The organism is Roseibium sp. MMSF_3544, assembly GCF_030732845.1.
In the GTDB taxonomy this organism is placed as follows: Bacteria; Pseudomonadota; Alphaproteobacteria; order Rhizobiales; family Stappiaceae; genus Roseibium.
Window position 1 is genome coordinate 80,921 of record NZ_JASHKA010000016.1, and the last position, 25,920, is coordinate 106,840.

Annotated in this window: 31 protein-coding genes; 18 read left to right on the forward strand and 13 right to left on the reverse strand. The window is 57.9% G+C overall.

Annotation, left to right across the window (positions count from 1 at the left end):
• Positions 1-39 precede the first annotated feature (39 nt).
• The 4 genes from RBB47_RS21210 to RBB47_RS21225 all read left to right on the forward strand — a co-directional run bounded on the left by RBB47_RS21210 (position 40) and on the right by RBB47_RS21225 (position 1,918).
• Positions 40-618: a YqaA family protein gene (locus RBB47_RS21210; protein WP_305987886.1), complete on the forward strand. Its 579-nt coding sequence runs from the start codon at positions 40-42 to the stop codon at positions 616-618.
• A 14-nt stretch (positions 619-632) separates the two neighbouring features.
• Entirely contained in the window at positions 633-1,157 is a 525-nt protein-coding gene (locus tag RBB47_RS21215; RefSeq protein WP_305987887.1) for a disulfide bond formation protein B, read from the forward strand.
• Positions 1,154-1,408 (forward strand): hypothetical protein, encoded by a 255-nt coding sequence (locus tag RBB47_RS21220; RefSeq protein ID WP_305987888.1) that lies wholly within the window; start codon positions 1,154-1,156, stop codon positions 1,406-1,408. The genes RBB47_RS21215 and RBB47_RS21220 overlap by 4 nt, the downstream gene beginning before the upstream one ends.
• Before the next feature lie 75 nt (positions 1,409-1,483).
• A complete protein-coding gene (locus RBB47_RS21225) occupies positions 1,484-1,918 on the forward strand; it encodes a metallopeptidase family protein (RefSeq protein ID WP_305987889.1) in 435 nt (144 codons plus the stop codon).
• 19 nt (positions 1,919-1,937) lie between these two features.
• On the opposite strand, the gene ppa is transcribed toward RBB47_RS21225, so the two are convergent.
• Both ppa and RBB47_RS21235 read right to left on the reverse strand, forming a co-directional pair.
• Positions 1,938-2,477, reverse strand: coding sequence for an inorganic diphosphatase (gene ppa, locus RBB47_RS21230; RefSeq protein ID WP_305987890.1), 540 nt, complete (start codon positions 2,475-2,477; stop codon positions 1,938-1,940).
• Positions 2,478-2,625: 148 nt separating this feature from the next.
• On the reverse strand, positions 2,626-3,144 hold the full coding sequence (locus RBB47_RS21235) for a GNAT family N-acetyltransferase (protein WP_305987891.1): 519 nt from the start codon (positions 3,142-3,144) through the stop codon (positions 2,626-2,628).
• Positions 3,145-3,690: 546 nt separating this feature from the next.
• Here RBB47_RS21235 and RBB47_RS21240 point away from each other — a divergent pair.
• On the forward strand, positions 3,691-4,080 hold the full coding sequence (locus RBB47_RS21240; protein WP_305987892.1) for a DUF2794 domain-containing protein: 390 nt from the start codon (positions 3,691-3,693) through the stop codon (positions 4,078-4,080).
• A gap of 89 nt (positions 4,081-4,169) precedes the next feature.
• On the opposite strand, the gene RBB47_RS21245 is transcribed toward RBB47_RS21240, so the two are convergent.
• The 4 genes from RBB47_RS21245 to RBB47_RS21260 all read right to left on the reverse strand — a co-directional run bounded on the left by RBB47_RS21245 (position 4,170) and on the right by RBB47_RS21260 (position 9,647).
• Positions 4,170-4,952, reverse strand: a complete 783-nt coding sequence (locus RBB47_RS21245; RefSeq protein WP_305987893.1) for a Bax inhibitor-1/YccA family protein — start codon at positions 4,950-4,952, stop codon at positions 4,170-4,172.
• A 186-nt stretch (positions 4,953-5,138) separates the two neighbouring features.
• A complete protein-coding gene (locus RBB47_RS21250; RefSeq protein ID WP_305987894.1) occupies positions 5,139-5,912 on the reverse strand; it encodes a hypothetical protein in 774 nt (257 codons plus the stop codon).
• Positions 5,913-6,351: 439 nt separating this feature from the next.
• The gene (locus RBB47_RS21255) at positions 6,352-8,934 is read right to left on the reverse strand and encodes an ABC transporter permease (RefSeq protein WP_305987895.1); all 2,583 of its coding nucleotides are present in this window, start codon (positions 8,932-8,934) and stop codon (positions 6,352-6,354) included.
• A complete protein-coding gene (locus RBB47_RS21260; protein ID WP_305987957.1) occupies positions 8,931-9,647 on the reverse strand; it encodes an ABC transporter ATP-binding protein in 717 nt (238 codons plus the stop codon). Before RBB47_RS21260 ends, RBB47_RS21255 begins: the two co-directional genes overlap by 4 nt.
• Before the next feature lie 125 nt (positions 9,648-9,772).
• On the opposite strand from RBB47_RS21260, the gene RBB47_RS21265 reads away from it, so the two are divergent.
• The 3 genes from RBB47_RS21265 to thpR all read left to right on the forward strand — a co-directional run bounded on the left by RBB47_RS21265 (position 9,773) and on the right by thpR (position 12,257).
• Positions 9,773-10,402, forward strand: coding sequence for an arylesterase (locus RBB47_RS21265; protein WP_371932825.1), 630 nt, complete (start codon positions 9,773-9,775; stop codon positions 10,400-10,402).
• A gap of 62 nt (positions 10,403-10,464) precedes the next feature.
• Entirely contained in the window at positions 10,465-11,517 is a 1,053-nt protein-coding gene (locus tag RBB47_RS21270) for an NADP(H)-dependent aldo-keto reductase (RefSeq protein WP_305987896.1), read from the forward strand.
• A gap of 203 nt (positions 11,518-11,720) precedes the next feature.
• Positions 11,721-12,257 (forward strand): RNA 2',3'-cyclic phosphodiesterase, encoded by a 537-nt coding sequence (gene thpR / locus RBB47_RS21275; protein WP_305987897.1) that lies wholly within the window; start codon positions 11,721-11,723, stop codon positions 12,255-12,257.
• On the opposite strand, the gene RBB47_RS21280 is transcribed toward thpR, so the two are convergent.
• Positions 12,239-13,393 (reverse strand): glycosyltransferase family 4 protein, encoded by a 1,155-nt coding sequence (locus RBB47_RS21280; protein WP_305987959.1) that lies wholly within the window; start codon positions 13,391-13,393, stop codon positions 12,239-12,241. The genes thpR and RBB47_RS21280 overlap by 19 nt on opposite strands.
• Positions 13,394-13,504: 111 nt before the next feature.
• On the opposite strand from RBB47_RS21280, the gene RBB47_RS21285 reads away from it, so the two are divergent.
• Together RBB47_RS21285 and RBB47_RS21290 are read left to right on the forward strand one after the other, a co-directional pair.
• Positions 13,505-14,299 (forward strand): carboxylesterase, encoded by a 795-nt coding sequence (locus RBB47_RS21285; RefSeq protein WP_305987898.1) that lies wholly within the window; start codon positions 13,505-13,507, stop codon positions 14,297-14,299.
• 20 nt (positions 14,300-14,319) lie between these two features.
• The gene (locus RBB47_RS21290; RefSeq protein ID WP_305987899.1) at positions 14,320-14,793 is read left to right on the forward strand and encodes a hypothetical protein; all 474 of its coding nucleotides are present in this window, start codon (positions 14,320-14,322) and stop codon (positions 14,791-14,793) included.
• A gap of 23 nt (positions 14,794-14,816) precedes the next feature.
• Here the strand turns inward: RBB47_RS21290 and RBB47_RS21295 are convergent, their stop codons facing one another.
• Entirely contained in the window at positions 14,817-15,458 is a 642-nt protein-coding gene (locus RBB47_RS21295; RefSeq protein WP_305987900.1) for a DNA-3-methyladenine glycosylase, read from the reverse strand.
• A 116-nt stretch (positions 15,459-15,574) separates the two neighbouring features.
• On the opposite strand from RBB47_RS21295, the gene gluQRS reads away from it, so the two are divergent.
• Entirely contained in the window at positions 15,575-16,459 is an 885-nt protein-coding gene (gluQRS, locus tag RBB47_RS21300; RefSeq protein ID WP_305987960.1) for a tRNA glutamyl-Q(34) synthetase GluQRS, read from the forward strand.
• A gap of 8 nt (positions 16,460-16,467) precedes the next feature.
• Here the strand turns inward: gluQRS and RBB47_RS21305 are convergent, their stop codons facing one another.
• Entirely contained in the window at positions 16,468-17,442 is a 975-nt protein-coding gene (locus RBB47_RS21305) for an AEC family transporter (RefSeq protein WP_305987901.1), read from the reverse strand.
• 202 nt (positions 17,443-17,644) lie between these two features.
• On the opposite strand from RBB47_RS21305, the gene RBB47_RS21310 reads away from it, so the two are divergent.
• Positions 17,645-18,799: a response regulator gene (locus RBB47_RS21310; protein WP_305987902.1), complete on the forward strand. Its 1,155-nt coding sequence runs from the start codon at positions 17,645-17,647 to the stop codon at positions 18,797-18,799.
• A gap of 9 nt (positions 18,800-18,808) precedes the next feature.
• Here RBB47_RS21310 and RBB47_RS21315 read toward each other — a convergent pair whose 3' ends face one another.
• Entirely contained in the window at positions 18,809-19,465 is a 657-nt protein-coding gene (locus tag RBB47_RS21315) for a 2-hydroxychromene-2-carboxylate isomerase (RefSeq protein ID WP_305987961.1), read from the reverse strand.
• A gap of 74 nt (positions 19,466-19,539) precedes the next feature.
• On the opposite strand from RBB47_RS21315, the gene RBB47_RS21320 reads away from it, so the two are divergent.
• On the forward strand, positions 19,540-20,397 hold the full coding sequence (locus RBB47_RS21320; protein WP_305987903.1) for a phosphatase PAP2 family protein: 858 nt from the start codon (positions 19,540-19,542) through the stop codon (positions 20,395-20,397).
• Between the two features lie 38 nt (positions 20,398-20,435).
• On the opposite strand, the gene RBB47_RS21325 is transcribed toward RBB47_RS21320, so the two are convergent.
• Entirely contained in the window at positions 20,436-20,723 is a 288-nt protein-coding gene (locus tag RBB47_RS21325) for a hypothetical protein (RefSeq protein ID WP_305987904.1), read from the reverse strand.
• Positions 20,724-20,849: 126 nt separating this feature from the next.
• The gene (locus RBB47_RS21330) at positions 20,850-21,299 is read right to left on the reverse strand and encodes a low molecular weight protein-tyrosine-phosphatase (RefSeq protein ID WP_305987905.1); all 450 of its coding nucleotides are present in this window, start codon (positions 21,297-21,299) and stop codon (positions 20,850-20,852) included.
• Between the two features lie 154 nt (positions 21,300-21,453).
• Here RBB47_RS21330 and RBB47_RS21335 point away from each other — a divergent pair, with 154 nt between their 5' ends.
• Entirely contained in the window at positions 21,454-21,750 is a 297-nt protein-coding gene (locus tag RBB47_RS21335; protein WP_305987906.1) for a 4a-hydroxytetrahydrobiopterin dehydratase, read from the forward strand.
• 21 nt (positions 21,751-21,771) lie between these two features.
• On the opposite strand, the gene RBB47_RS21340 is transcribed toward RBB47_RS21335, so the two are convergent.
• The gene (locus RBB47_RS21340) at positions 21,772-21,999 is read right to left on the reverse strand and encodes a sulfurtransferase TusA family protein (RefSeq protein WP_305987907.1); all 228 of its coding nucleotides are present in this window, start codon (positions 21,997-21,999) and stop codon (positions 21,772-21,774) included.
• Between the two features lie 209 nt (positions 22,000-22,208).
• Between RBB47_RS21340 and RBB47_RS21345 the strand changes: the two genes are divergently transcribed.
• The 4 genes from RBB47_RS21345 (at position 22,209) to RBB47_RS21360 (ending at position 25,830) form a co-directional block, all read left to right on the forward strand.
• On the forward strand, positions 22,209-23,036 hold the full coding sequence (locus RBB47_RS21345) for an ABC transporter substrate-binding protein (protein WP_305987908.1): 828 nt from the start codon (positions 22,209-22,211) through the stop codon (positions 23,034-23,036).
• Positions 23,037-23,132: 96 nt separating this feature from the next.
• The gene (locus RBB47_RS21350) at positions 23,133-23,684 is read left to right on the forward strand and encodes a DUF924 family protein (protein WP_305987909.1); all 552 of its coding nucleotides are present in this window, start codon (positions 23,133-23,135) and stop codon (positions 23,682-23,684) included.
• Positions 23,685-24,142: 458 nt separating this feature from the next.
• Positions 24,143-24,481 carry a P-II family nitrogen regulator gene (locus RBB47_RS21355; RefSeq protein WP_305987910.1) on the forward strand — a complete coding sequence of 113 codons (339 nt, stop codon included), beginning with the start codon at positions 24,143-24,145 and terminating at the stop codon, positions 24,479-24,481.
• A 20-nt stretch (positions 24,482-24,501) separates the two neighbouring features.
• Positions 24,502-25,830, forward strand: coding sequence for an ammonium transporter (locus RBB47_RS21360; RefSeq protein WP_305987911.1), 1,329 nt, complete (start codon positions 24,502-24,504; stop codon positions 25,828-25,830).
• Positions 25,831-25,920: the final 90 nt, after the last annotated feature.

The following is a 25,920-nucleotide window of genomic DNA, read 5'->3' on the forward strand; positions in this document are numbered from 1 at the left end:
TTGGTGACTTTTTAAATCACTGCCGCTAATGGAAGCGCCATGATCAGACGCCTCTATGACTGGACCCTGTCCCTTGCCGCCGGACCGCGCGCACCTGCTGCGCTGGGCTCCGTTTCCTTTGTTGAAAGCTCCGTCTTTCCGATCCCGCCGGACATTCTGCTGATACCGATGGTCATCGCGCGGCGCGAGCGTGCCTGGTGGTATGCGTTCCTGTGCACCGTGACGTCGGTCGCCGGAGGCATCCTCGGTTACCTGATCGGCATGTTCTTGTTTGAGCAGGTCGCGCAGCCCGTTCTGTCATTTTACGGAAAGATGGACAAGTTCGACGAGTTCAGCGCCGTCTTCAATCACTGGGGCTGGTGGTTCGTTTTCTTTGCAGGCCTCACTCCCTTTCCCTACAAGGTCATCACGATTGCCTCCGGAGTTGCCGGTCTAAGCCTGCCGGTCTTCATCGTGGCGAGCATCGTTTCAAGAGGGCTTCGGTTCTTCATCGTTGCCGGTCTGCTTTACTTCTTCGGCCCGCCGATCAAGGACTTCATCGAAAAACGCCTCGGTCTCATGTTCACCCTATTTGTGGTGTTGCTGGTCGGCGGATTTGTCCTGTTGCGGTATATCTGAGGGAAGAGGGCGCAATGACCCAAGATCAATGGGCGCGGAATTCAGCGGGTCTGGTCCTGCTTGGCGGACTGGTCGTCATTGCGACGGCCTGGGGTTTTCAGCTTATCGGCGGGTATGTGCCCTGCAAGCTCTGCCTTGAACAGCGTATTCCCTACTATGCCGGATTGCCGCTGACCGCTCTTGCACTGATCCTGATGGCACAGGGACGCAAAACCCTGGCAATGCTTGTGCTTTTGGGCGTCACCGCGATTTTTGCCTACGGGACAGGCCTTGGCATCTACCAGGCGGGTGCGGAGTGGAGTTTTTGGGCGGGTCCCAGCGACTGCGGTGGCGGAACGACAGCGCCCGCGTCGGCGGCGAACATGCTGCAGGCGCTTCAGTCGACTCGGGTCGTCAGCTGCACGGAAGCGAGCTGGCGGATGCTCGGTCTTTCCTTTGCGGGCTGGAATGCGGTCGCATCCGCCGGACTCGCCGCGTTCAGCCTCCTTGCTGCTTTCCTGTTGAAACAGCGCGGAAACAAAGTCACTGTGAGCGCATGAGCAAGAAAAAGCATCCCAAAGAAGAAGAGCGAGAAGAGGCGCTCAAGGCCCTCGACCGGGTGCAGGCGGAGAGTGAGACCATCGTCGGTTCGACCATGGTGCGCATGGCTGACCGGGCGAAGAACCACCTGAGCGCAGCGGACAAGGACGAGGACGACCAGATAGAAGTCTGGGGGACGCGGATCGGCCGGTTTGCCGGGCTGATCTTTGCGATAGGACTGGTGATTTACCTCGCCGTTACCTACCTTTAGGCGAAATATTCGTAGCCTGCATTATCTGGCTATGGCTTCTGCATAATAAGAACGAATTAGAGTGTAAGGCGAGAAATGGCATCGGTCCGACCGATCAGCCGCAGTGGCTGGTCAGAACGCAAGGCACCAGAACTGACCGACTTTGAGCAGATGGCGAGCGAAGTTCTGGCCGGGCTGCCGGATGACGTGCTGCTGCGTTGCGGCCATATCCAGATCAGTCTGGCTGATTATGCGCCGGACGATGTCCTGGATGCGCTTTCGATCGAGGACCCGCACGATCTTCTGGGGCTGTTCGAAGGCCAGGGCCTTGCACAGGGGGGCGACACGGAGTTCACCGGACAGATGCCCAACCGGATCTGGCTGTTCCGCAGACCCATTCTGGATTATTGGGCCGCAATGGATGAATCGCTTGGCGATGTCGTTGCCCATGTACTGATCCACGAAATCGGCCATCACTTCGGCCTGTCCGATCAGGACATGGAGCGCATTGAGGCTGCAGCCGACCGCTAGGCAGCTGCAGCGCTTTCAGTTAGACAGCCGCTTCAGACTTGGCGCGTTCGATCGACTCAGCGATCAGTCTCTTCGCCGCTTCAGCGCCTTCGACACCCGTGATTTTCACCCATTTCCCGGGCTCAAGATCCTTGTAGTGTTCGAAGAAGTGCTTGACTTGGTCGGTCGTGATCTGCGGAAGATCGGTGATGTCGCGAATGCTGTCGTAGCGCTTGGTCAGCTTGTGACCCGGAACCGCGATGATTTTTTCGTCCTCGCCGGATTCGTCTTCCATCAGCAGGACGCCGATCGGGCGGCATGACATGATTGCACCTGGAACGACGGGCCGCTGGTTGACGACAACGACATCAATCGGATCCCCGTCTCCGCACAGGGTGTGGGGGACGAAACCGTAGTTCCCGGGGTAGCGCATCGGCGTGTACAGAAAGCGGTCGACAAACATAGCGCCCGCTTCTTTGTCCATCTCGTATTTGATCGGTTCACCGCCGACTGGGACCTCGATGATGACATTGATGTCTTCCGGCGGGTTGCTGCCAATCGGCACGGCGTCGATACGCATGGTATAACTCCTGTTGATCGCTGCTGCGTCTATCGCAACCCTGCCCGAGAAGTTCAAGCCTTTAATTTTGCATTGCACCTAAAGACGGAGACGCTCCCGATCCGGGATCCGTCTCAAAAAACGGGCCGATGAGCACGGCGTCGTCGGTTCAAGCGTCGGAGTCCGGCCAGGAATAGATCGACAGTTCCATGCGACGGCCGCCGAGCCTGTACCAGGACTTGGCGGTTAATCGACCGCCGAGAGCCCGGTAGAAGTTTCGGGCAGGCTGATTGTCGCTCAGGACCTGGACGGCAAGCCCGCGCAGTTTTCGGGCCGAGAGGGTATCGCGGACGCTGCTGAACAGCGTGCGGCCGAAACCAAGCCCCTGGTACTCTGGCTTCAGGTAAAGCTCATAGATCTCGCCCTCCATGCCGGTGTTGCGAAGTCGGCAATGTCCGAACGTCGCGTATCCAGCCGGAGTGCCGGCAACGCTGAGGATCTTGATGTCAACGCCGCGGGCCAAAGCGCCACGCCACCAACCTGACCCTCTGCGGGAAATCATTTTCTGAAGATCAACCCCATGCAACATGCCACGATAAGCGCCAAGCCAGGCTTCGCTGTGTATGCCTGCAAGCGCATCGCAATCAGCGGTCCGGGCCGCACGAAGATCGATCAGGTCAGTGGTCATCCTGAAAAAAGGATACAACAAGTGCAGGATTGGAAAAGTGGCAATTGCGCGCGTGGAGGCGAAAAGTTTGCGTGGTCTTTCGTAGTCCTGGAAAAACTGGCTATGTGAAAGGATCGCAACCATCAAATGAAAAGGGCCGGCATTCAGCCGGCCCTTCAGTTGCCCTGATGTTTGACTCTGTAAATCTAGCTGACCTGTAAAAACCGCGGGGGGCTGGGGGGCTAATGCATTCCGAGATTCTTACCGATCAAACCCATCGGGGTATGATCGAAATATGGGTGGCTAAAATGGCTTGCCAAGGGCTGGATTGCGGCAAAATCAAGGAATTTTACGCATTCTTTCTAGGCAAACTGACGTTACGTGCGATTTATGGGTAATCTGCGAAATTTTACTTGATAAAAATAACGGGATCGTGAGCCGCGAAAATGTTTCTGATCCCGTGGGCTTGCCATATGCCCCAAAGCCAACGCATCATGACGAAGAGGCGAAACCGGACCTGCTCGGCCGGGGACTGACGGGTGCGGTGCTAGAACCGAAGGAGGCGGAATGAGCGAAGCCGATGACAGCGCGTTTCAGCGCGGCGCGGGACACAACCCGTCGCCGCAAAGCCAACCGGCTCAGCCTTCCACACCCGTTGTTGCATTCAACCGGCGAGAACTAGACACCATCCTGCGTCTTTACGGCCGCATGGTGGCCGACGGCGAATGGCGCGATTATGCGATCGACCTGCTGAAGGACAGGGCGGTTTTCTCGGTTTTCCGGCGCTCGTCGGAAATGCCGCTTTACCGGATCGAGAAGGATCCGAAACTGGCGCGCAGACAGGGCGCCTATAGCGTGGTTGCCACTGGCGGCATGATCCTGAAACGTGGCCAGGACCTGGCGCAGGTTCTGCGCGTGCTTGAGAAAAAGAAGCATCTGCGGGTCGTGGAAGTCTAGGGGTCCTGACCCCAGGGTTGCTTCTGCTGAACCCTAAACAAAAAAGCCCGGCGTTTGCCGGGCTTTTCGTTTCTGAATGTCCGCGCTGCTTATTCGCGGTTGCCGAACAACTGCAGAAGCATCAGGAACATGTTGATGAAGTCGAGGTAGAGGCGCAATGCACCCATGACAGACTTCTTGGTCGCGACTTCGCTGCTGTCGCCCTCGTAGTACATTTCCTTGATCTGCTGGGTGTCGTAGGCGGTGAGACCTGCGAAGACCAGAACGCCAATCACGGAGATGGCGAACTGCAGAGCAGAAGACTGCAGGAAGATGTTCACCAGCATGGCAATGAACACACCAATCACACCCATGATCAGGAATGAACCCCAACCGGACAGGTCTTTCTTGGTGGTGTAGCCATACAAGCTGAGCGTGCCGAAGGCCGCTGCAGTGATGAAGAAGACGCGCGCAATCGAGCCGCCTGTGTACACCAGGAAGATCGATGACAGCGAAATGCCCATGATAGCCGAGTAGATCAGGAACATCATGCGCGCGGAAGACGCGCTCATGGACTGGATCCGGAACGAAAGCCAGAACACCATTCCGAGCGGCGCGAGCATCACGACCCATTTCAGCGGGCTGCCATACAGCGTCACACCGAGCTGGGTCAGCATCTTGCCATTGCCCAGGCTTGCGACGGCGGCGCTCTGATCCGTGGTCGTTGCGAGCATCATGGTTGCAAGCGCAAAGAAACCTGTCAGTGCCAGGCCCATGGTCATGTAGTTGTAAACGCCCAGCATGTAGGCGCGCAGGCCTTGATCAATGCCGGCCTCGGCGCGCGAGCCGGCAACGGTATAGGCGCCTTGAGATTGACGGTCAAAGGTCGACATGGTTGTGTGAATCCCCTTCTAGATCAGTTTTTGCTCGTACCATTACGTGCAACACAACTCCCTCAACATATGGGAAAATGCGGACATAAGCACAAGACAGGATTCCTGAAAAAATCGTAATCTTTATGCTCCAGCCCGCATTATAGGCCAATATGCTTAAAATACGGAATGGTTAAGGCGCGAAAATTACTTCATTGCCTTCAACCGCGAGGCAATTTGCGCATCGCAGTCGCCACCCGGATTGCGAACGATCTCCTCTGAAGCGAAATCCAGGATTTCACGTTCCTTGTCGCGCATCTGCTCCATGGTGACACCCGGCTTGAACCACTGAAGAACCGCGTAATCACCGCCGGCGTCGGTCAGGAAGGCAATCGGCTTGCCGCCTTCGGTGATGCCCATGCGGCCAACCCGGACTTCCTCAATGGTTATGTCGCGGGCTTCGCCGTCGATCGTGATCTTGTCTTTGCCCACATTGAGCTTTTTCAGCTTGGAGCCACTGGTGCCGGCCCAGTTTCCGAAGAAACGTTTGCCCTTCTTTTCAACCGAAAGGCAGGAATTTTCGAAATTTGGAATGGACAGACGAACCGCGGACACCTCGACCGGTTCCTCACCCTTGGGAGCGAGCGTGTATTTCATCGCATTCTCGCCGGTGCGATAGACGCGTATGCCAACCGGGGTGTAGCCGCTGTCACCGATGGTCCGGCTAAAGAAATCGAACTGGTTTTCATCGTTGGTTCCTGCGCGCCGGTAGAGCCAGCGTTTCGGCAATCCGTCTTCGAACACCAGCCAGTCGCTAACGACCAGACCTCGCGGCCCTTCCGGTGTGTTCAGCTGCCATACACCCGTGTGAAAAGGGCTTTCGGCGAAGGCCGATGATGCCAAGGAACCTGTAGCGACAGCAGCGACGACTGCAGCTTTCGCAATGACTTTCAACGCGGAATTTCTTCTAATACCAAACATGGAACCTGCCCTTCTTCCGATCTTGCCCCTGATCTAGGGTCTGTTTGGGTTCAGGATTTGCTCGTGGTTTGGATGAAAGTGGCCCGGTTCAAGAAGCGAACTCGCGGAAAGGGCAACCCATCTCAAGAAATTGCGACGCCGCAACTGGCTCCTTTTGCCAAATCCTGCAGCGAAACGACGGATTTCGGTCCCGACAATGTCGGAAGCCCCTTGTGATGGTGCCGCACCACTGCGGATTTTTCTCCTCGTCGGCATCCGGAATCCGACACACGCCACGACCTAAACCTGAACCCAAACAGACCCTAATCGGATATCCAAGTTCCAAGAAGCATGCAAGGTGGCGAACGTGGGAGTTCGCCGGGAAAGTTCACGAATTTTGTGAAACTTTCCCGACAGTCATGACCTTGCGGTCAAGTCGACTTCATTTGTGAGTCTGTCCCTAGAGGTTCCGCAGGACCGGAGCCGGCTTTTCGCCCAGAATGCGCCAGGTGCCGATCAGGCCGAAACCAACAGTAAGCACAAGGGCGACCAGGGCCGCGCTTGCGGCAGTAACGGGCATGAGAACGAAACTGCCTTCCATGATCTGGGTAATCACAAACCAGGCTGCCACACCGCCTGCAACCAGCGCAAAGATCGCTGTCGACAAGCCGAGGATCGCATATTCCAACGCATAGGCGAGGATCAGCCGTGGCCGTGTCGCGCCAAGCGTTTTCAGAATGACCGCGTCGTAAATCCGGCTGCGGTGGCCTGCAGCCAACGCTCCGGCCAGAACAAGGACGCTCGCGATCAGCGTGATCGAGCTGGCCCCCCGGATCGCCCAGGCGAGTTGGGAGACGAGATCGTTCACTTGCGCGATGGCGTCCTTCACCCGGACCGACGTAACCGTCGGAAACGTGTTGGCGACCGATTTCAGCAGCGCAAGTTCGGTTTCCGTCGGAACTTCTTCCTCCCAGCCGAGCGTCATGAGATGCGCGTGGGGGGCGCCCGCGAAGGTGTTGGGAGAAAACACCATCACGAAATTGATCGACAGCGATTGCCATTCGACTTCCCGGAAACTGGCAATTTCGGCCATGATCTCGCGGCCGAGCACATTGACTGTGACCGTGTCGCCGATTTTCAGGCCAAGGTCGGTCCCCACTTCCTCGTCGAAGGACACCAGCGGTGTGCCGGTGTAGTCGGCAGGCCACCAATCGCCTTCAACGAGCGTGGAATTTTCCGGAACGTCCTGTTCATAGGTGATGCCGCGGTCGCCGCGCAGAACCCAGTCGGAACCTTCCTGCACCGGTTCGAATTCGTCCGAGGGAATACCGTTCAGGCTCACGATCCTGCCCCTCAGCATCGGAACACTTTGAAGAACGCCATCCGGGGCCTGCTCCTGAAGGGCCTGTTCGAAGGCGTCGCGTTCGGCGCTTTGGATGTCCACGAAGAAGAAACTCGGAGCCTCGTCTGCCATGGTCGCCGTTAATTCGCGGCGGAGATTGCCGTCGATAAGCGCGAGTGCGACCAGAAGTGACAATCCCAGGCCCAGTGACAGGACGACGGACGGGGTCAGCGCGCCGGGCCGGTGAATATTGGCAATTGCGAGCCGCAGTTCCGTGGCTCGGACCGCAGGCAGGCGCCGCGCGACGAACATGATCGCGCGTGCAACGGCAACCAGCAGCACAAACGCACCGGCCGATGCAGCAATATAGACAGTCGCTATGAACTTGTCGTTGGACAGGACGACAGCGATGCCGGCCAAGAGCGCAACGGTGATTGCTGTTGCGGTCAAATAGCGCTTGCGTGGAAGCTTTGAGCCGCCGGTAACAATGTCGCGGAAAAGCGCCGTCGGCGGCACGTCGTGCGCGCGTCCAAGCGGCCAGAGCGCGAAGGCAAGGGCCGTGAGCAGCCCGTAAATCAGCCCAAGGCCAAGTTCGGTGGGGTAAATACCTGCGGCCAGTTGCACGGGGAGGACATTGGAAAGCGCGGCGCCGGCAACAAAGGGGATCAGGGCGCCGACAGCCAGCCCGATGGCGATCCCGATCAGCGCTATGACCAGCATTTGTACCAGATAGATCCGGAAGACGAAGTCACCGGTCGCGCCGAGACACTTGAAGCTGGCAATGACTTCGCGCTTGGTTTCCAGGTAGGCGCGAATGGCATTGGCAACGCCGACACCACCGACGACAAGTGCCGTCAGCCCGACCAGCGTCAGAAACTGTGCAAATCGGCCGATACTGCGCTGCAGGCCCGGCGATGCATTTGCCCTTGAACGGATGCGCCAGGCGGTGTCCGGCGCTGCGTTTTCAGCACGTTCGATCACCCCTTCGAGATCCTGCATGTCGGGCGCAGGGGACATGCGCACCCGGTAATGCCATCGCACGAGACTGCCAGGCTGAATCAGGTCGGTATCGCCGATTGCTTCATCAGAAATCATCAGGCGCGGGCCGAATTCCATGCCGCCGGCCAACTTGTCAGGCTCCGCCTCGATCACGTCGGTGATGCGGACGGTCGTACGCCCAAGTGCCAATGTTTCTCCAACGGAGACATCGAGACGGGCCAATAGGGCGAGGTCAACGACAGCGCCCCAAACCCCGTCGGTCTTTGCAAGGGCGTCGTTCAGCGGTTGACCAGAGGCAAGGTCGAGCGTCCCGTAGAGCGGATAGGAGCCGTCAACGGCCTTGAGTTCCACAAGCGCCTGATCGCCCGTGTCGGACCGCCGTGACATGGCGCGCAACGTCGCGACGCGCGATACGGAGCCGAGCGTTTCCAGAAAGGCGACTTCCTCGTCGCCTGCCTGCCGGTGGATCAGCGAAAAGGAGAGATCGCCGCCAAGAATTGACTGGCCTTCATTCGCAATGCCTTCGGTCAGCGCACGCGAAAGCGATGTCACGCCGGCGATTGCGGCCACTCCGAGCGCGATACAGGCAATGAAGATGTAAAATCCTCTTAAGCCGCCCCGCAATTCCCTCAGAGCAAAGCGTGTTGCCAGCCTGAAGGTCTGGTTCCCCGCCTGAATGTTTGCAGGAACAAAACTGCTCATGCAGAGACCTCTTTCTGAAGGTCTGTCTCACCAAGTTGCGCTTCTTCGATCTCGCCGGACCGCACTCTGATCATGCGGTCACATCGTTCTGCAAGACCTGGATCGTGCGTCACCAGCACAAGGGTCGTCTTGCGCTCGCGCTGGACGTTGAACATCAGCTCGACAATCTGGGTGCCGGTCGAGTCGTCCAGGTTTCCGGTCGGCTCGTCCGCAATCAGGATTTCGGGCTCGACCACAAGCGCACGCGCGACCGCGACCCGCTGCTGTTCACCACCGGACAATTGCGCCGGATAGTGCTGCAGCCGGTGACCAAGGCCGACAGCCTCCAGTTCCGCCTTCGCCTTGTCAAAGGCAGACGGGTCGCCAGCAAGCTCAAGCGGCACGGCAACATTTTCAAGAGCGGTCATGTTGGGAACGAGATGAAAGGACTGGAAGATAATGCCAACATTGCGGCCACGAAAGCGAGCGAGCTGATCTTCCGACAGCGGTCCGAGCTCCGATCCGGCAACACTCACGTTGCCCTCGTCTGCACGCTCAAGGCCCGCCATGACCATCAGCAGCGTAGACTTGCCTGAGCCGGAGGGGCCGACGAGCCCGACGGATGTTCCCTTTTCGATATCAAGGTCAATGCCCTTCAGGATATGAACCCTGCCGGCGCCTTCTCCTAGGGTCAGATGAACTTTCTTGAGAGAGATCGCCGGAGTATCTGTCATCATAAGACCTTTACAAGGAGCAATTTTAACGTCTTCCTAAACATCGACTGCCCTCGACATTTAGACGCTGAGCGACCATATGGGCCTGATGTGGTTGATCTTCCAGTCCTGAAAGAGTTTTTAGCGTGAACCGAATCTACGCAATTTTTGGTCTCCTGGTTTTCTGCCTTGCCCCTGTTACAGCCCTTTCCGCGGACCTGAAGCTGGTTGTTCTCGGTGACAGCTTGACGGCAGGGTATCAGCTGGCGCCGGAGGAAGGGTTTCCGGAGCAGCTGCAAAAAGTGCTCGACGCGCGCGGTCATTCTGTTGAAGTGGTGAATGCGGGCGTCTCCGGTGACACATCGTCGGGAGGGCTTTCGCGTCTCGACTGGTCGGTTGGAACCGACGTCGACGCCGTGATCGTCGAGCTTGGCGCGAACGACGCCCTGCGCGGTATCAAGCCTGAGTTAACCCGCAAAAACCTTGATGAAATCACCAAGCGTCTTCGGGAACGCGGCGTGGAAGTGTTGCTGGCGGGCATGCTGGCACCACGCAATCTTGGTCCCGAATATGCTGACGCCTTCGATCCGATCTATTCGGACCTTGCCAAGGCCCACGGCGCTCTGCTTTATCCGTTCTTTCTGGAAGGGGTCGCGCTCAATCCGGACCTCAACCTGTCTGACGGCATGCATCCCAATGCGGATGGCGTGGCCGTGATCGTTGAAAACATCCTGCCGAAAGTGGAAGAGCTTTTGGCAAAAGCCCAGTCTTCCTGAGGGGACGGCCCCGCCTCCCGGACACCGGCCGCCCTTTCTTCAGAAATCAAAAGGAATGCCTGATGGAACAGCGCCGTCTTGGCCGTACCGATGTTGAGGTGAGTGCTCTTTGCCTCGGAACCATGACCTTTGGCGAACAGAACTCCGAAGCCGAAGGTCACGCACAGATGGACGTCGCCTTCGACAAAGGGATCAATTTTTTCGACGCCGCCGAACTTTATCCGATACCTGCGAAACGGGAAACGCAGGGCCGGACGGAAAGAATTATCGGAACGTGGTTCAAGAAGTCAGGTCACCGCGACAAGGTTGTCATGGCCACAAAGGTGGTTGGCCGTACCGTCATGGACTGGTTCCGCGAAGGGGGAGAAACAGGACAGCTGACACGCAAGCAGATCGAGTTTGCGGTCGACCGGAGCCTGAAGAACCTTCAAACCGACTATATCGATCTTTACCAGATCCACTGGCCCGACAGGAACGTGTCCGGGTTCGGGTCCAACCCGGCGCGCTGGAAAGACGCAGAAGCGGTGGAGAACGAGAACAGCATTCAGTCGACGCTGGAAGCCATGAAAGATCTGGTGAAGGCCGGCAAGGTTCGCCACATCGGTGTGTCGAATGAAAGCTCCTGGGGCACCATGCGTTACGTCGGTGCTTCGGAGCATCACGACCTTCCCAGGATCGCTTCCATTCAGAATGCGTATTCGCTCGTGAACCGGACCTTCGAGACCGGACTTGCCGAAGTCGCACGCCGTGAGAATGTCGGCCTGCTTGCCTACTCGTCGCTTGCGCAGGGCTACCTTACCGGAAAGTACCGGAACGGCGCCCTTCCGGCGGGGGCGCGGAAAACCCTGTTCAACAAGATGCAGCGCTACGAGCATCACCGGACCTTCGAGGCCGTGGATGCCTATTGCGATCTGGCGCAGGAAGCCGGTCTCGATCCTGCGCAAATGGCAATCGCCTTTGCAAAATCGCGCAGTTTCATGACTTCCGTTATCATTGGCGCAACGCGGTTGGATCAGCTGGAAAGCGATATCGCTGCCGCTGATCTTTCCCTGAGCACGGATATTCTCGACAAGATCGACGCCATCCATCAGGAGTTCGGCAATACAGCGCCATAGGGCGCGGCTCAGCGGATTTTCCCGCAGGACGTTCAAAAGAATCAATTTCGCCCGTTTTGCCAGATTGGCCCTGGATCAGCAGCGACGTTCGACGCTTCATGGCGCGAATTCCGATTCAGCGTCAAAACCTTAGATTTTTGTCTTGCGATTTTCATGAAGTTGATTCCTCATGGCTTTTGTCAGCGACAGCGGAGGGAGTGCCCATGCCGCGCCTATTCACAGGACTTGAGATTCCGTCCCAGACGGGCCTCATGCTCTCAATGCTCCGGGGAGGCCTTCGGGGCGCACGCTGGATTGATCCAGAAAACTATCACCTGACCCTGCGCTTCATCGGCGACATTGACGACCGTACCGCCGACGAGGTGGTTGCAGCGCTCGACCGGGTCCGGCGCGATCCGGTTGAAATCCGGCTGAATGGTCTCGGTTCGTTCGGCAACGGCAAACCGCATGCGGTCTGGGCCCGGGTGGAGCCGACCGCCCAGCTTGCTGAACTTCAGGCCGAACAGGAGAGGATCCTGCAGCGCCTCAACCTGCCGGCGGAACGGCGCAAGTATATTCCGCACGTGACCATCGCGCGCTGCAAGACCTCGACGAACGAGGATGTCGCCAAGTGGCTCAGCGAACGCGGGAATTTCCAGGCGCCGTCCTTCGTCGCCGGACGTTTCGTGCTGTTTTCCGCCAAGGCGAGCGTCGGCGGAGGTCCTTATCTTGTGGAAGAGGCCTATCCGCTGGCCGCATGAGGTTCCAGCAAACCGGCATAGACATCAAGCGTGCGCGCGCACATCGTCTCGACGGAAAAGTTCTGGCGGACATGGGCCAGGGCCCTCTCCGTCATTGCCTTTCTTGCCTCGTCCGGCTGGTTGAGCGCTTCGCGGATGGCATGTGCGAGCGCGGCGGTATCGCCCGGTGCGACACGCCAACCGGTGCGCTCATCTTCGCCAACCTCCGGCGGCGCAAGAACGGTTTCCGGGACAGCACCGTGATTTGAAACAATAACGGGAACATCAGCTGCCTGCGCCTCGACGGCGGCGCGTCCGAACGCTTCCGGTTCCACGGAGGCGACGACTGCAAGATCTGAAAGTGCGAGGGCCGCCGGGACATCCGCGCAGTGACCGACAAGTCGGACCTGATCCTGCAAGCCGTGTTCAGCAATCAGGTTCTTGAGTTCCGAGAGATATCCGTCTCGGCCCTGTGCGTCGCCTGCAAGAATGGCGATCGGCTCTTCGAGGCCGCCGTCCCTCAATAGCGCCATCGCCTCGATGAGGACCTTCTGGCCCTTCCAGGCGGTCAGGCGCGCCATGTTGAGAATGATCGGATGCCCTGCCGGGATGCCCCAACTGTCCTTCAATGCCTGCTGCCGCAGCGCGCTGACATTTTCCGGATCCAGGCTCTTGAGGTCCGAACCTCGCGGGATGACGCGAATCCTGTTTCCGGCAAGGGGGTGGCGGGTTCTGATGAGATCAGCGATGAATTGCGAATTGGCGATAACCGCGTCGCCGCGGGCCATGACGGAATTGTAGAACGCCTTCAGGGCGTTCGTCTGGTTATAGGTGCCGTGATAGGTCGTCACGAACGGGGTCTTGGTTCGCCGTGCCGCCCGCAGGGCCGACCAGGCAGGCGCCCGGCTTCTTGCGTGAATGATGTCTACATTGCGCGCGCCGATGAGATCCGACAGCGCTGACGCGTTTTTCCAGAGCGTCACAGGGTTCTTCGATTTCACCGGCAAAACGATATGCTCAGCGCCGCCTGCTTCAAGCTCGGGAACGAGCTGGCCACCCTGGCTGACAACAAGTGCAGTCCCCCCGGCTTCGGCGATTGCCCGCGCAACATCGAGCGTCGTTCTTTCCGCGCCGCCGGAATTGAGATCCGGTATCACTTGCAAGACCGTGGTCGCAGGAGGAAGCTGACGCAATTCTTGAGCCTTTTCAATCCGGGATTGGTGTGCCAAACGGCTGATTGGAAATGAAGATCGAATGAGAGCCATAATATGGGTGGACAGGAACCGCAATTCATCCAGGTCGGAAAAAACGGCACCGCCCGGCAGATCGCCGTCGATACGGTGCCCGGCAGTGGGCCTTGTCTTCTCTGGCTGTCCGGCTTCAAGTCGGACATGACCGGATCCAAGGCCGAAGCGCTCGCGGAATTCGGGCGCAACAACGGCCAGCAGGTTGTCCGCTTCGACTATTCCGGCCACGGCCGATCCGGAGGAAATTTCGAAGATGCCTGTGTGTCCGACTGGCTCGAAGAAACCGAAGCCGTGTTTGACCTGTTCTGCGACGGTGACACCATCCTGGTCGGATCGTCCATGGGCGGCTGGATTGCGTTGCTTTTGGCGCTGAGCCGATCCGCCAAGGACCGGATCAAGGGGCTCGTCCTGATCGCGCCAGCCGTTGATTTCACCGAGGAGATCATGTGGAAGCAGCGGTTTTCGGAAGAGATCAGGACCGCAATCCTTCAAGAAGGACGCTGGGCGCAACCGTCGGACTACAGCGATGATCCCTATGTCATAACCCGCAAACTGATCGAGGACGGCCGCCAGCATCTGCTGCTCGACAAGGACCTGCACCTGGGTGTTCCGCTCACGATCCTGCAGGGGGCACTCGACCCCGACATACCGGCAAGCCACGTTCAAAGACTTGTCGAAGTCCTGCCGCGGGACGATGTCACCTTCTCCCTAGTGCCTGACGGTGATCACAGGCTGTCCAGGCCACAGGATATTGAGTTGCTCCTGCGCGCGGTTCAGGATCAAATTGACGGCGTTCAATCGACCGCGAACGAGTAGCGTTCTCCGCGGTCCGCGTCATGACGGGGTCCGATATGCCGCTGCTTCATTTTTCGATTACCGCGACGGACCCGGAACACGTCGCGAGGGAACTTGCGGTGATCCTCGGGGGCAGGGCGATGCCGTTTCCGCCGTTTCCGGACAGTTGGATTGCCTTTGGCGCTGAAGACAACGGGACCGCGATCGAGGTCTATCCCGTGACCCATATCCTTGATGCAGGTGAGACGCAGGTGGATTGCCTGGTCAACAGGCCCGATACAGGCCGGACTTTTGCCCACGCGGCAATCGGTTCCCCGCTTGAGGTGCACGCGCTGCTTGATATCGGTGCGAAAAACGGCTGGCTTGCGCGAAAATGCAATCGTGGTCCTTTCGAGTGCGTCGAAATCTGGCTCGAAAACCGGTTGCTGATCGAGGTTTTGGACCAAGCCATGCAGGCGGACTACCGCAAAGGCATGACAATGGCCAATTGGCAATCGATGTTTGGCCTCGATTGAGGCGATACCCCGGGGTCCGGAACCTAAACGGGCAAAGTTTCGCGCCCCTGTTTCTGTACCTTGTACCAGGCCCAGAACAATCGGGCGGCCACGGCGCGGTTTGGAGCCCATTCCGCAGCGATTTTGTCCAGTTCCTTTGGCCCGGGCTTTTCGCCCAGCCCCAGTGCATTGGCGACGGCAACCTGAAGGGCAAGATCTCCGCTTGGAAAGATGTCCGGATGCCCGGCACAAAACAGCAAAAAAATGTCCGCGCTCCAGCGGCCGATGCCCTTGATGGTGCAAAGCATGGCATGTGCATCTTCGGCCGGTCTGGCCGCGAGCTTCGCCAGATCAAGTCCATCTGCACAAGCTGTCGAGACGGCTCGGAGTGTTCGGATTTTCGGGCGGGACAACCCGGCGCCGGCGAGGTCTTCATCTGAAAAGACGGCCAGACGTTCTGCCGTCAACGGGACCACAAGCTTTTGCAAACGGGCAAAGATCGCAGCGGCGCTCGCGACGGACACCTGCTGACCGGTGATAATCTGCGCCAGACCCTCAAAATCCGCGGACCGCCGGCGCAGCGGCAAAGGGCCGGCAATGCGCGCAATCTCTTCAAGGCGGGGATCGCCCGCGATCAGGGCAATCAGACCTTCCTGCACATCGGCGTCCGTGGCAATCGGTTTCATCTTGTTGGGCAGACCTTGCACTCTTGCGTGGTGTGGCGGGAATGGTAGTTATACCGATGCTCCTCGGACATGCAGTCATGTCTGCACCCGCGTCAACCCGGTTCGGCCCGTTTTCCATGACCCAACCCGTCTTCCGTTTCGCACCGTCCCCGAACGGGCATCTGCATATCGGTCATGCACTGTCCGCGCTTTTGAACATGCGTGCGGCGGTCGCGCTCAATGGCCGCTTCCTGGTGCGCGTGGAGGACATCGACCAGACGCGGTGCACGTCACAGCTTGAAACGGAGATGTTCGAAGATCTTGCCTGGCTTGGTCTTTCAACGGAGGAACCGGTTCTGCGCCAGTCGGAGGCCTTTGCGCATTACCGGGCGGCACTGGAGCGTCTCCAGGATATGGGGTTGGTCTATTCCGCTTATCTGACGCGTGCGGAAATCAAGCGCTTTGTGTCTGACTATGAAGACGGCGGAGAGGTCTGGCCGCGCGATCCGGACGGGGCTCCGCTTTATCCCGGCGACCTCGCCGTGCTCTCCGAAGAAGAAAAAGGGGCGCGAGCGGAAAGCGATGCGCCGTTTGCCCTGCGTCTTGATATGAAGAAAGCTCTTGCCGTCATCGGAAAGGACCTCTCCTGGGACGAAACAGGCGCAGAGGGCCGGTCACTCTTCGAACCGGTCCGGAGCGAGCAGGTCGACGCGAATGCCTGGGGTGATGTGGTCCTGGCGCGCAAGGAGACGCCGACGAGCTATCATTTGTCTGTCGTTGTCGATGACGCCCGGCAAGGCATCACGGATGTGCTGCGCGGGCAGGACCTCTTTCACGCGACCAGCGTCCACCGCGTGCTTCAGGAACTACTCGGCTTGCCGGCACCGCGGTACCGGCATCACCGCCTGGTTCTCGGTCCGGACGGGCGCAAACTGTCGAAATCCAATCAGGATACCAGCCTGCGGTCCCTTCGCGAGGCAGGTCTGACACACGCCGAATTGCGCAAGCGCATAGGGCTTTGACAAGAGGCCTATTGCAGCCCGGATCCAAACCAGAGGTTCAAGAACCAGACCCAAAGACTGGTGGTCAGGATGGCGCTCAGCGTTGTCATGGTGATCGCATTTGCAGACATCGCGTGCCCGGTTCCGTACCGGTTGGCAAAGATGTAGGGGTTCACGCCAGTTGGGCAACTCGCCGCCAGGGTGGTGGCAGCCACCCAAAGAGGCGGCAGCTGGAACAGGAACGTGCCTGCCAGGAAGATTGTTGCCGGCATGATGAATATCTTGATCAGACTGAGCAGGAACCCGGGCAGGATGTTGCCGCGGATACCGTATTGAACCAGGCTCATACCAAGTGACAGCAGGGCGAGCGGCAAAGCAGTCGCCGCGATCCTGTCCAGAATATCCTGCCCGATTTCCGGCAGCGATAACCCGGTCTGACGCCAGACCAATGCGAGAAGGATTGCGACGATCAACGGGTTCGTCAGAACTTTCCGAGATGTGCCGAGCACGATTTTCGCGACCGGGGGCATCGCCTGCCCGCTGTCTATGGCCGCGGCGCGCTCCATGGCAACCGTGATGATCACTGTCATCATCATCAGGTGGATCGACAGGACCAGCAGGATGGGCACAAGGCCCGCTTCCCCGTAGACGGCGGAAACCACGGGCATGCCGATCAGAAGAAGATTTGCAAACGAGGCCGAGACACCGCCGATTGCGCCGGCACGTGCCTCTCGGCCAAAACCGCGGCGGATGATGGTTGATCCCAGGAACCAGGCTACGGAAACACCGAGAAAGTAACAGGCCCAGAGCGCAAACGGATTTTCTGCCGAAAAGTCGGCTTCTGTCAGGGAGCTGAACAGAAGAACCGGTACGGCGACAACGAAGACGAATTGACCCAGAGCGTCGCTGACGGACTGCTTCAAAATGCCGAAGCGGGCGAGGCAATAGCCGATTCCAATCAGCAGAAAAACCGGTGCAACAATGGAAAGAGTATGTGCGAGCATCTGTGATTCAAGCCCAGGGCTTGAGGGTAGGAATGACGGTGCGGAGATCAATTTGCGGTTGGGAACTGTTTTTAGGGGATTGGATCAAGCGCCGCTAGCCCTCAAAATGCACAAGATCTAGGACGATGCACTTTACCGTCTCAACGGATCTTGCAGGCAGGCCTGGCGCCTGAACCCCGTCCTAAAGGAGGAAGTTGACCTTATGGCGGATCACGATGACGCCAATGTCAAGCTCGCGCTGCTGGCTCACGATCTGAGGACACCGCTGTCGGCGATGCGCCTGACTGCCGAATTGATCGGCGCCGGTCACCTGAACGCAGACCAGCAGGAAAAACTGTCAATCCTGATCGCATCCATTGATTCCTTGACCGACATGACCGGCGAGCTTGTTGCGACGGCACAGGTTCAAAACGACACTGAGCCCGTCTTGCACAGCGTTGAGGACATTGTGTCGGAATGTGCCGATCTTTTCCGGATTGCCGCTCAGTCCAAGGATTTGTCCTTCGATCTTCAGGTTGCTGAAGAGATCCGTGGCTTGCAGACGGACCGTGCCGCCGAGCTGCGCCGTGTGCTGACCACATTGCTGGACAATGCGATCAAATACACGGTCGAAGGACGGGTGGGAATGCGCGTAACGCCAGGCAGCAACGGTACCCCAAGGGCTGAGCAAGGTGGCGTACGCCGCTGGATCGCCGTGTGCGTCTCCGATACCGGGCCGGGCATCGACGCAGATGAAGAGGACCGCCTGTTTCGCCCCTTTTCAAGAGGCCGGCACGGAATGCTGAGCGGTCCGGGAGCCGGGCTTGGTTTGTGGAGCGCCGGTCAGCAAGTGGAGGCGATGGGCGGACGTCTGACGCTGGTTAGACCTCAAAACGGCGGAAGCCAATTCGAGATCCGGATTCCGGTCTTGCCGGGCAGACCCGGGATTTCCCCGGATGCGGAAAAAGCGGCCAGCCGCAATCGCGCACCAATTGATGCGCACGCCCTGATCGTCGACGACAATGACACCAACTGCCAACTTCTTGCCGCGCTGCTTCAGTCTTTCGGTCTGACTTGCGACACGGCAAATTCCGGTGAGGAGGCGCTTCGTCTCGTTCGAAACAGGGTGTTCGATCTGGTGCTTCTGGATATTCATATGCCCGGCATGAGCGGTCTCGAAGCGGCGGCGGAAATCAGCAAAACCAGACCGGATGGAGCCCCTCCACTGATCGCGGTAACAGCGGGTCTGGAAACGGTCGACGATGAGCGGCTGCTGGGGGCAGGATTCCAGAGTGTCGTGACCCGCCCCTTGCTACCTGAATTGCTTTATGACGCTGTCGAGCAGGCATGCCGGGCCGGCGGCTCCAAAGACCGCTAAGCATGGCCCCTAAAGGTGTGTTGCCATTTCCAGAGCGATCTCCATGCGATCGTCGCCCCAGTAAAGATCGCCATTTTGCAGTACGAAGCTCGGCGCACCGAAAATTCCGCGCTTTTCCGCTTCGGCAACCGAGGCTCTGAGCCCGATCTTGGTCTCCGATGATCGAGACCCATCAAGTGCCTGCTTGACAGGAGCTCCGGTCTCCAGCAGCAAGTCGGCCATCAGGCCCTCATCGGAAATATCGAGACCCTGGCCGAATTCGGCGACATAGACTGCGCGTGTGAAAGCACCAATCCAGGGTTCCTGACGGCCGAAATAGGCTATTCTGGCAGCCAGCAGGCTGTGCTGGGGAAAGGGTGTCGGCATCGTGAAAGGCAGTCCGTAGCGTTCGCACTGCCGCGCCATGTCCTGCCACATGTAGCGACCCTTTGCGGGATGCAGGTTAAAGGGCGAGGTATCCCAGCCTTGTTTCTTGAAAATGGGGCCGAGCAGAAAGGGCCGCCAGACGATTTCGACATTGCTGTCTTTTGCCAGCGTCTGGATGCGCATGGCGGACAGATAACTGTATGTCGAGGCGAACTCGTACCAGAATTCGACAACTGGCCGTCCCTCAGGCCGGAGAGAAACTATTTTCGAATCTCCATGTTGATCGAACTGGCGGCGTATTGGCACCTGTGATACTCCGCAAATACTCTAGGAGGCTCTGGATCAGAAGCCTCGACTTGATCTGAACAGCAGTGATGAAAAAAGACACCCCCAGCCAGAATAAGCCGAAGTCCGGCCTGCGCAAGCTGACCAGCTGGTCTATATCCCATCCGATGCTCATCGTCGGCCTGTATGTCGGTGCAGTATCACTGTTTTTCCTGATTTTTCCCAATGTCGATTTTTGGGCAAGCGGCCTTTTCTATTCGGACGTTTCCGGGTTTTGGGCTCAAAACGATGCGTTTTTGCGGGACGTGAGGCATCTTGGCCCGTTTCTCGTGCGGGTCATAGCAGTGACCTGCCTGGGTGTCCTCTTGCTCAAACTGCTCGTACCGGGCCGACCCCCCCTCATGCCGCTGCGCCAGCCGCTGTTTCTGCTGTCGACGCTCATTCTGGGGCCCGGTATCCTGGTCAACTCCATCCTCAAGAACAATTGGGGACGCCCCCGGCCGCGATACGTAGAAGAATTTGGTGGCGACCTGCCGTTCCAACCGGTCTGGAAGATCACCGACTACTGCCAGCACAACTGCTCCTTCACCTCAGGAGAAGCATCGGCGGCGATCTGGCTGACTTCCGTTGCCTTTCTCGTTCCCGCAACATGGCGCAAGGCCGTCCTTTTGTTTGTGCTGCCGCTTTGCCTGATCCTGTCGGTCAACCGGGTGGCCTTCGGCGGGCATTTCCTCTCCGATACGCTGCTATCCTGGGGACTGACGCTCCTGCTCATTCTCGGCGTCTACCATCTGCTTTACCAGCGCGTGCCGCCGCTCGTGACGGACCGCAAGCTCGATGAATGGTTTACCGTCAAGGGACGGCGGCTGCAGAGGCTGCTGCAGCGCATGACATTGCGCCTCCGCCGGTCGATGCGGGGTGTCGCCCGGCGCTTTTCGGAGCACTAGGTACGGGCCCATAATTTGGCTGCATTGGGATCGCTGGCTTAAACCTGAGCGCTGTCGCGGCGTGCCTGCTTCTTGCGGGGGCGTGTGCGTTTCAAGATGCGCGCAAATCGCAGCGGCGATCTGTTTTCGACCCAGGTCATGGCTTCGTTCAGCGGCGGTGTGTTGCGCCGGCGCTTGCGCAAATGCCGGGCCGCGCTGCGGCTTGTTCCAACAACGACAATCAATCCAAGAGCAAGAAGGGGGACACCGGTTGGTATGGGTAACCAGACCGTTGCCAATCCGAGCAGTATGAGAACGGCGGCCAGGGACCACCAAAGGAGTTTCATGACGCGCCAAGCTTAAGGACCAGGAAAGTCACCCATACAGCGGGCATCAAGAAGGATTTATGAAGCCGAACAGATAACTGCGGGAAATCGTTAACAAAAGGTCGACTTCATTGACGGGTTCGTTCTCTAAAGCATGGGCTTGAGAAGATTTTCGCAACCGGCACGAATGAGCTGGTAAACCTCTTCAAATCCCTCCGGACCACCGAAGTAAGGGTCGGGCACATTTGCCGGGGGAGAATTCAGGAGAAGGCGGAGGCCGGCGCTTGAGCCGGGGTCCAGCGCTGACAGCGTCGTCAGGTTTTTGTCGTCCATCGCAACAATGACATCGAAGTTTTCGAAATCCGTTTTGTCGACCTGCCGCGCTTTCTGATCTGAAATGTCGATACCGTGTTTGGCCGCAATGGCGATGGAACGCGGATCCGGCGGGTTGCCGATGTGCCAGGGACCGGTTCCGGCGGAATCGATCCTGAAATCTGGCAAACGGCCTGCTTCCGCGACCAGGGCTCGAAAAATGCCCTCTGCGAGTGGCGAACGGCATATGTTGCCAAGGCAAACAAACAGGACTGCTCGGGTCAAACGGACCTCCAAATCACGTACGTATCGAAGATTGCGAACTTCATTGCGCAAAGCAATGGCGAAGACGGTATCTTGGCCCTGTCATCGTGTTGAGGATGACCTAGGTTATTGAAAGGTGCCCGTTATTTCGGGCTGTGAATCGATGGAGGATCAGATGGTTGAGCGACTGAAGCCCGAAGACCGTGCCGCGGGTCTCAATGCGCTGCCGGACTGGCATCTGTGCGAGGGGCGCGAGGCAATTTTCAAGTCCTTCAAATTCCGGGACTTCCGGGAAGCGTTCGGGTTTATGACGCAGGTTGCGCTGATTGCCGAAAAGATGAACCACCATCCGGAGTGGTCTAACGTCTACCGAACCGTCGACATCACGCTCGCAACGCACGATGTCGGTGGCCTGAGCGAACTGGATCTCAGCCTTGCAAAGGAAATAGACGGCATCGTCTCAGGAACCTGACAAATCTGACGTGTCCGACCGTCAGGTCCCCTTCGACAACAAAAAACGATGACCGAAATCGGTCCTTTCCCGTGAAATCAGCGTATGTCCGGCTTCCTGGCAGAAGTGGGGGATATCGATTTCGGCCATTGGGTCGGTGGTGAGAACGACAAGTTTTTCACCATGTTCGAGCCGCGTCATCGCCTTGCGGGTCTTCAGGGCCGGCAGGGGACATTTCAATCCCTTCAGATCAAGTGTGGTTTCGCTCACCGCTGCCTATCCGTTAACTGTGTGCTGCATTTCTTTGCGCCAAGTTATTTCAAATACGCAGCAAGCGCCAAAAATTCAAATGCCATTAATGGTTCACCAATTAAGGTGTCCCTGTTTTTTCCGAAGCGTTCGCAGGTTCCACAGTTGACCAAGCCGAAACGCTTCAAACCAAATCGGCTTCATTTATGGGTCCGAACCTTGGGGGGCACATGAAAGCAGACCATTGGAATGGCTTTTGGGTCGGACTTTTGATCCTGCTGTTTTCAGCGGTGCCGGCAGCGAGTGCGCCCAAGGAAATCAAGATCGTCACTCAGAGTTTCGCGCCGCTCCAATGGGAAAATAATGGCACACCGGACGGGTATGTTGCCGACTACATGATGGCGGTCTTCGACCGGGTTGGTGATCGTTTCCCCGTTAAAGTCGGTTCGTTTGAGTTCATGCCGTGGAAGCGGGCGATGCTGACCGCCAGTACGGAGCCGGACGTGATGCTTTTTTCCGTGTCTCGCATGCCCGAGCGCGAAGACAGGTTTCACTGGCTCGGTGAAGTCTCCCCCTATGGCCAGTATCTTTTCCAGCGCAGGACAAAACCGGAAATCGTTGTCGAGTCGGTGGAGGATCTTCTGGATCTTGAACTGAAGATCGGTGTGCAGGATGGTGGCAGTACACATGCCTACCTTAAGAAACTCGGCTTTGAAGCCACGGGCAACCTCGTACCGATTACAGATTATCGTCAGGGCATCAGGATGCTTTATCTGGACAGGATCGACGTATTGCCGCTGACAGGGTTCCTGGCGCAAGCCTCTTCCTGCAAGCAGGGGTTCGACGGAAGTCAGCTTAAACCGGTCGTCTTCATTGATGATCTTGCCAAGCCGCTTTGGGCTGTTTTCAGCAAGGAGACCGACCCTGAACTCGCCGAAGTCTTTCGCGAGGAGATGGCCAGTCTGAAGGAAACGGGTTATCTCGATGATCTGACCAAGCACCATCGCGCCAAATGGCAGGAGCTTGCCTGCGGCAATCAGCGAACGGAACTTCAGTAAGTCAACGAGCGGCCTCTTTCCGGTAAAGGACTTGCCGACCTTGTCTGCGCATGGTGGGAATAGTCAGCGCTCTTTTGTCCCGACAGGATTTCCGAAATGACTGATGCATCCCTTACACCGCTTGATGTCCTTGATTTCTGGTGGCAGGCGGGGCCTTCGAAATGGTTTGCAAAGAACGACACGTTCGACGGCAACTGCCGCAAAAAGTTTCAAGAAGCGCTGGAATCTGCAAAATCCGGACACCTGGATCACTGGTGCGAAACGGCGGACGGAACGCTCGCGCTGCTGCTGCTTCTCGATCAGATGTCACGCAATATCTATCGCGGCGAGGCCGAGGCTTTTGCCGCCGACGCGAAGGCGGTGTCGGTGGCCGAACTGGCTGTTGCGCGCGGATTTGACCGAGCCTTCCCTCACGATGTCAGGGTGTTCTTCTACCTGCCGTTTGAGCATTCGGAAGACATGGCGCACCAGGAAAGAGCGGTGGACCTGTGCAGAATGCGTGGGAACAAGGAGGTTTATCACTACGCATTGATCCACATGGACGTCATCCGCCGGTTCGGACGATTTCCGCATCGAAACAAGGTGCTTGGCCGGATCTCGACACCGGAAGAGATCGCCTTTTTGCAAGAGGGCGGGTTTTCCGCCTAGGGTCCAGATCTTACCGGACACGCCAAGGGTAGAAATCATCGGAAAATCCAGTCGATTTGCACCGAATTTGTCTAAGATTTTGAGCAGCCCTCTGTGAGCTGCCCTTTTTTTGATTAGTCTCGAATGGCCCTGCCTATTTTTTGGACGCATTGAATATATGTGATTAAAAAGAGGGCAATTAAGTCGCCTCAAATTTCACCATTCCTCACGCCGATTCCGTGCCTGGTTCCCCGGCGTTCAGTCTAACACGCTGAAATATTTACACTTTGTTTACTCGACGATTCAATTGGCACGGTCCTTGATTATGAAGTGGCGACGCCGACCCGGATCTCCAATCCATGGCGCAGCCGCGACCTGAGAAAACTCTTCCAGAGGGGACAATAACGGGCGGGTTGCCGGGGCGGACGGCAAGGCTTCTTCGATGGGAAGAAGCGAAACAAAGGGGAATGGTACGAGCAATGAAAATAGTGATGGCCATCATCAAGCCGTTCAAGCTCGACGAAGTGCGTGATGCCCTCACCGGCATCGGCATCCAGGGCCTGACGGTAACCGAAGTCAAAGGCTATGGCCGCCAAAAGGGGCACACCGAAATCTACCGCGGTACGGAATACGCGGTGAGCTTCCTGCCGAAGCTGAAAATCGAAGTCGCCGTCGACTCATCCGCAGTCGAGAAGGTTATCGACATCATCACCGGCGCCGCCAAAACGGGTCAAATCGGGGATGGAAAAATTTTCGTTCACTCGATCGATCAGGCTGTGCGCATCCGCACTGGCGAGACAGACGCCGAAGCTCTGTGATTTAGGTAAGGAAACGTATCATGAGAAAATTTGTCGCTAAGAGCGCGGCTGCACTTGCCGTGTTGAGCCTTTCGGCTCTTCCGGCGCTCGCTCAGGACGCTGAGGCAGCACCGGCTGTTTCTCCGGAAGTTGCATATATCTTCAACACGCTGCTGTTCCTGATCGGTGGCTTCCTGGTCATGTGGATGGCTGCCGGCTTTGCGATGCTGGAAGCGGGCCTTGTCCGGTCCAAGAACGTCTCCATGCAGTGCCTGAAGAACATCTCGCTCTATTCCATCGCGGGCCTGATGTTCTGGATCACCGGTTACAACCTGATGTATTCGGGCGTCGACGGTGGCTTCATCGGTTCCTTCGGTCCGTATTCATTTGATCCGGTGGGCGGCGATGCGCTCGACACAGGTTACTCCACGGCGTCCGACTGGTTCTTCCAGATGGTGTTCGTTGCCGCAACGGCCTCGATTGTTTCCGGAACGGTTGCAGAGCGTGTCAAATTGTGGCCCTTCCTGATCTTCACCGCGGTTCTCACCGGTATCCTTTACCCGATTTCCGGTTCCTGGCAGTGGGGTGGCGGCTGGCTCTCTGAAATGGGCTTCTCCGACTTTGCCGGTTCCACGATCGTTCACTCGGTCGGTGGCTGGGCCGCTCTTGCCGGTGCCATCGTCCTCGGTGCCCGTAAAGGCAAATATGGCGCTGACGGCACGGTGCACCCGCTCCCGGGCTCTTCCATGCCGCTCGCAACGCTCGGCACTTTCATCCTGTGGCTCGGCTGGTTCGGCTTTAACGGTGCGTCCCAGCTCGCAATGGGCTCGATCGGCGACGTCACAGACATTTCGCGTATCTTCGCCAACACCAACATGGCTGCCGCCTCTGGCGTTATCGTTGCGGTCATCCTGACCCAGGTGCTCTACAAGAAGGTCGACGTCACGATGGCCCTCAACGGCGCACTGGCCGGTCTGGTTTCCATCACCGCCGAACCGCTTGCTCCGAGCATGTGGGCCACAGTGTTCATCGGTGGTGTCGGTGGCGCGATTGTCGTCTTCGCTGTGCCGCTGCTCGACAAGCTGAAAATCGACGATGTTGTCGGTGCGATCCCTGTCCACCTGCTGGCCGGTATCTGGGGCACCCTCATCGTGCCGCTGTCGAACGGTGACGCTTCCTACGTTACCCAGCTCACCGGCATCGTTGCCTACGGCGTGTTCACGTTCGTCGCAAGCGGCATCGTCTGGTTCGCACTCAAGGCAGCCATCGGTATCCGGGTTTCGGACGAGGAAGAAGCACTTGGTCTCGACAAGGTCGAAATCGGTGTGGAGGCCTATCCTGAATTCGGAACAGGTTCCCAGCGTCTCTGAGCGCTCGGAGACGAGACATAAATCTCCCAGGCGGTCTATTGGCTCGGACCGCAAACTGGAAACCCGGGGGAAACCCCGGGTTCTTTTTTG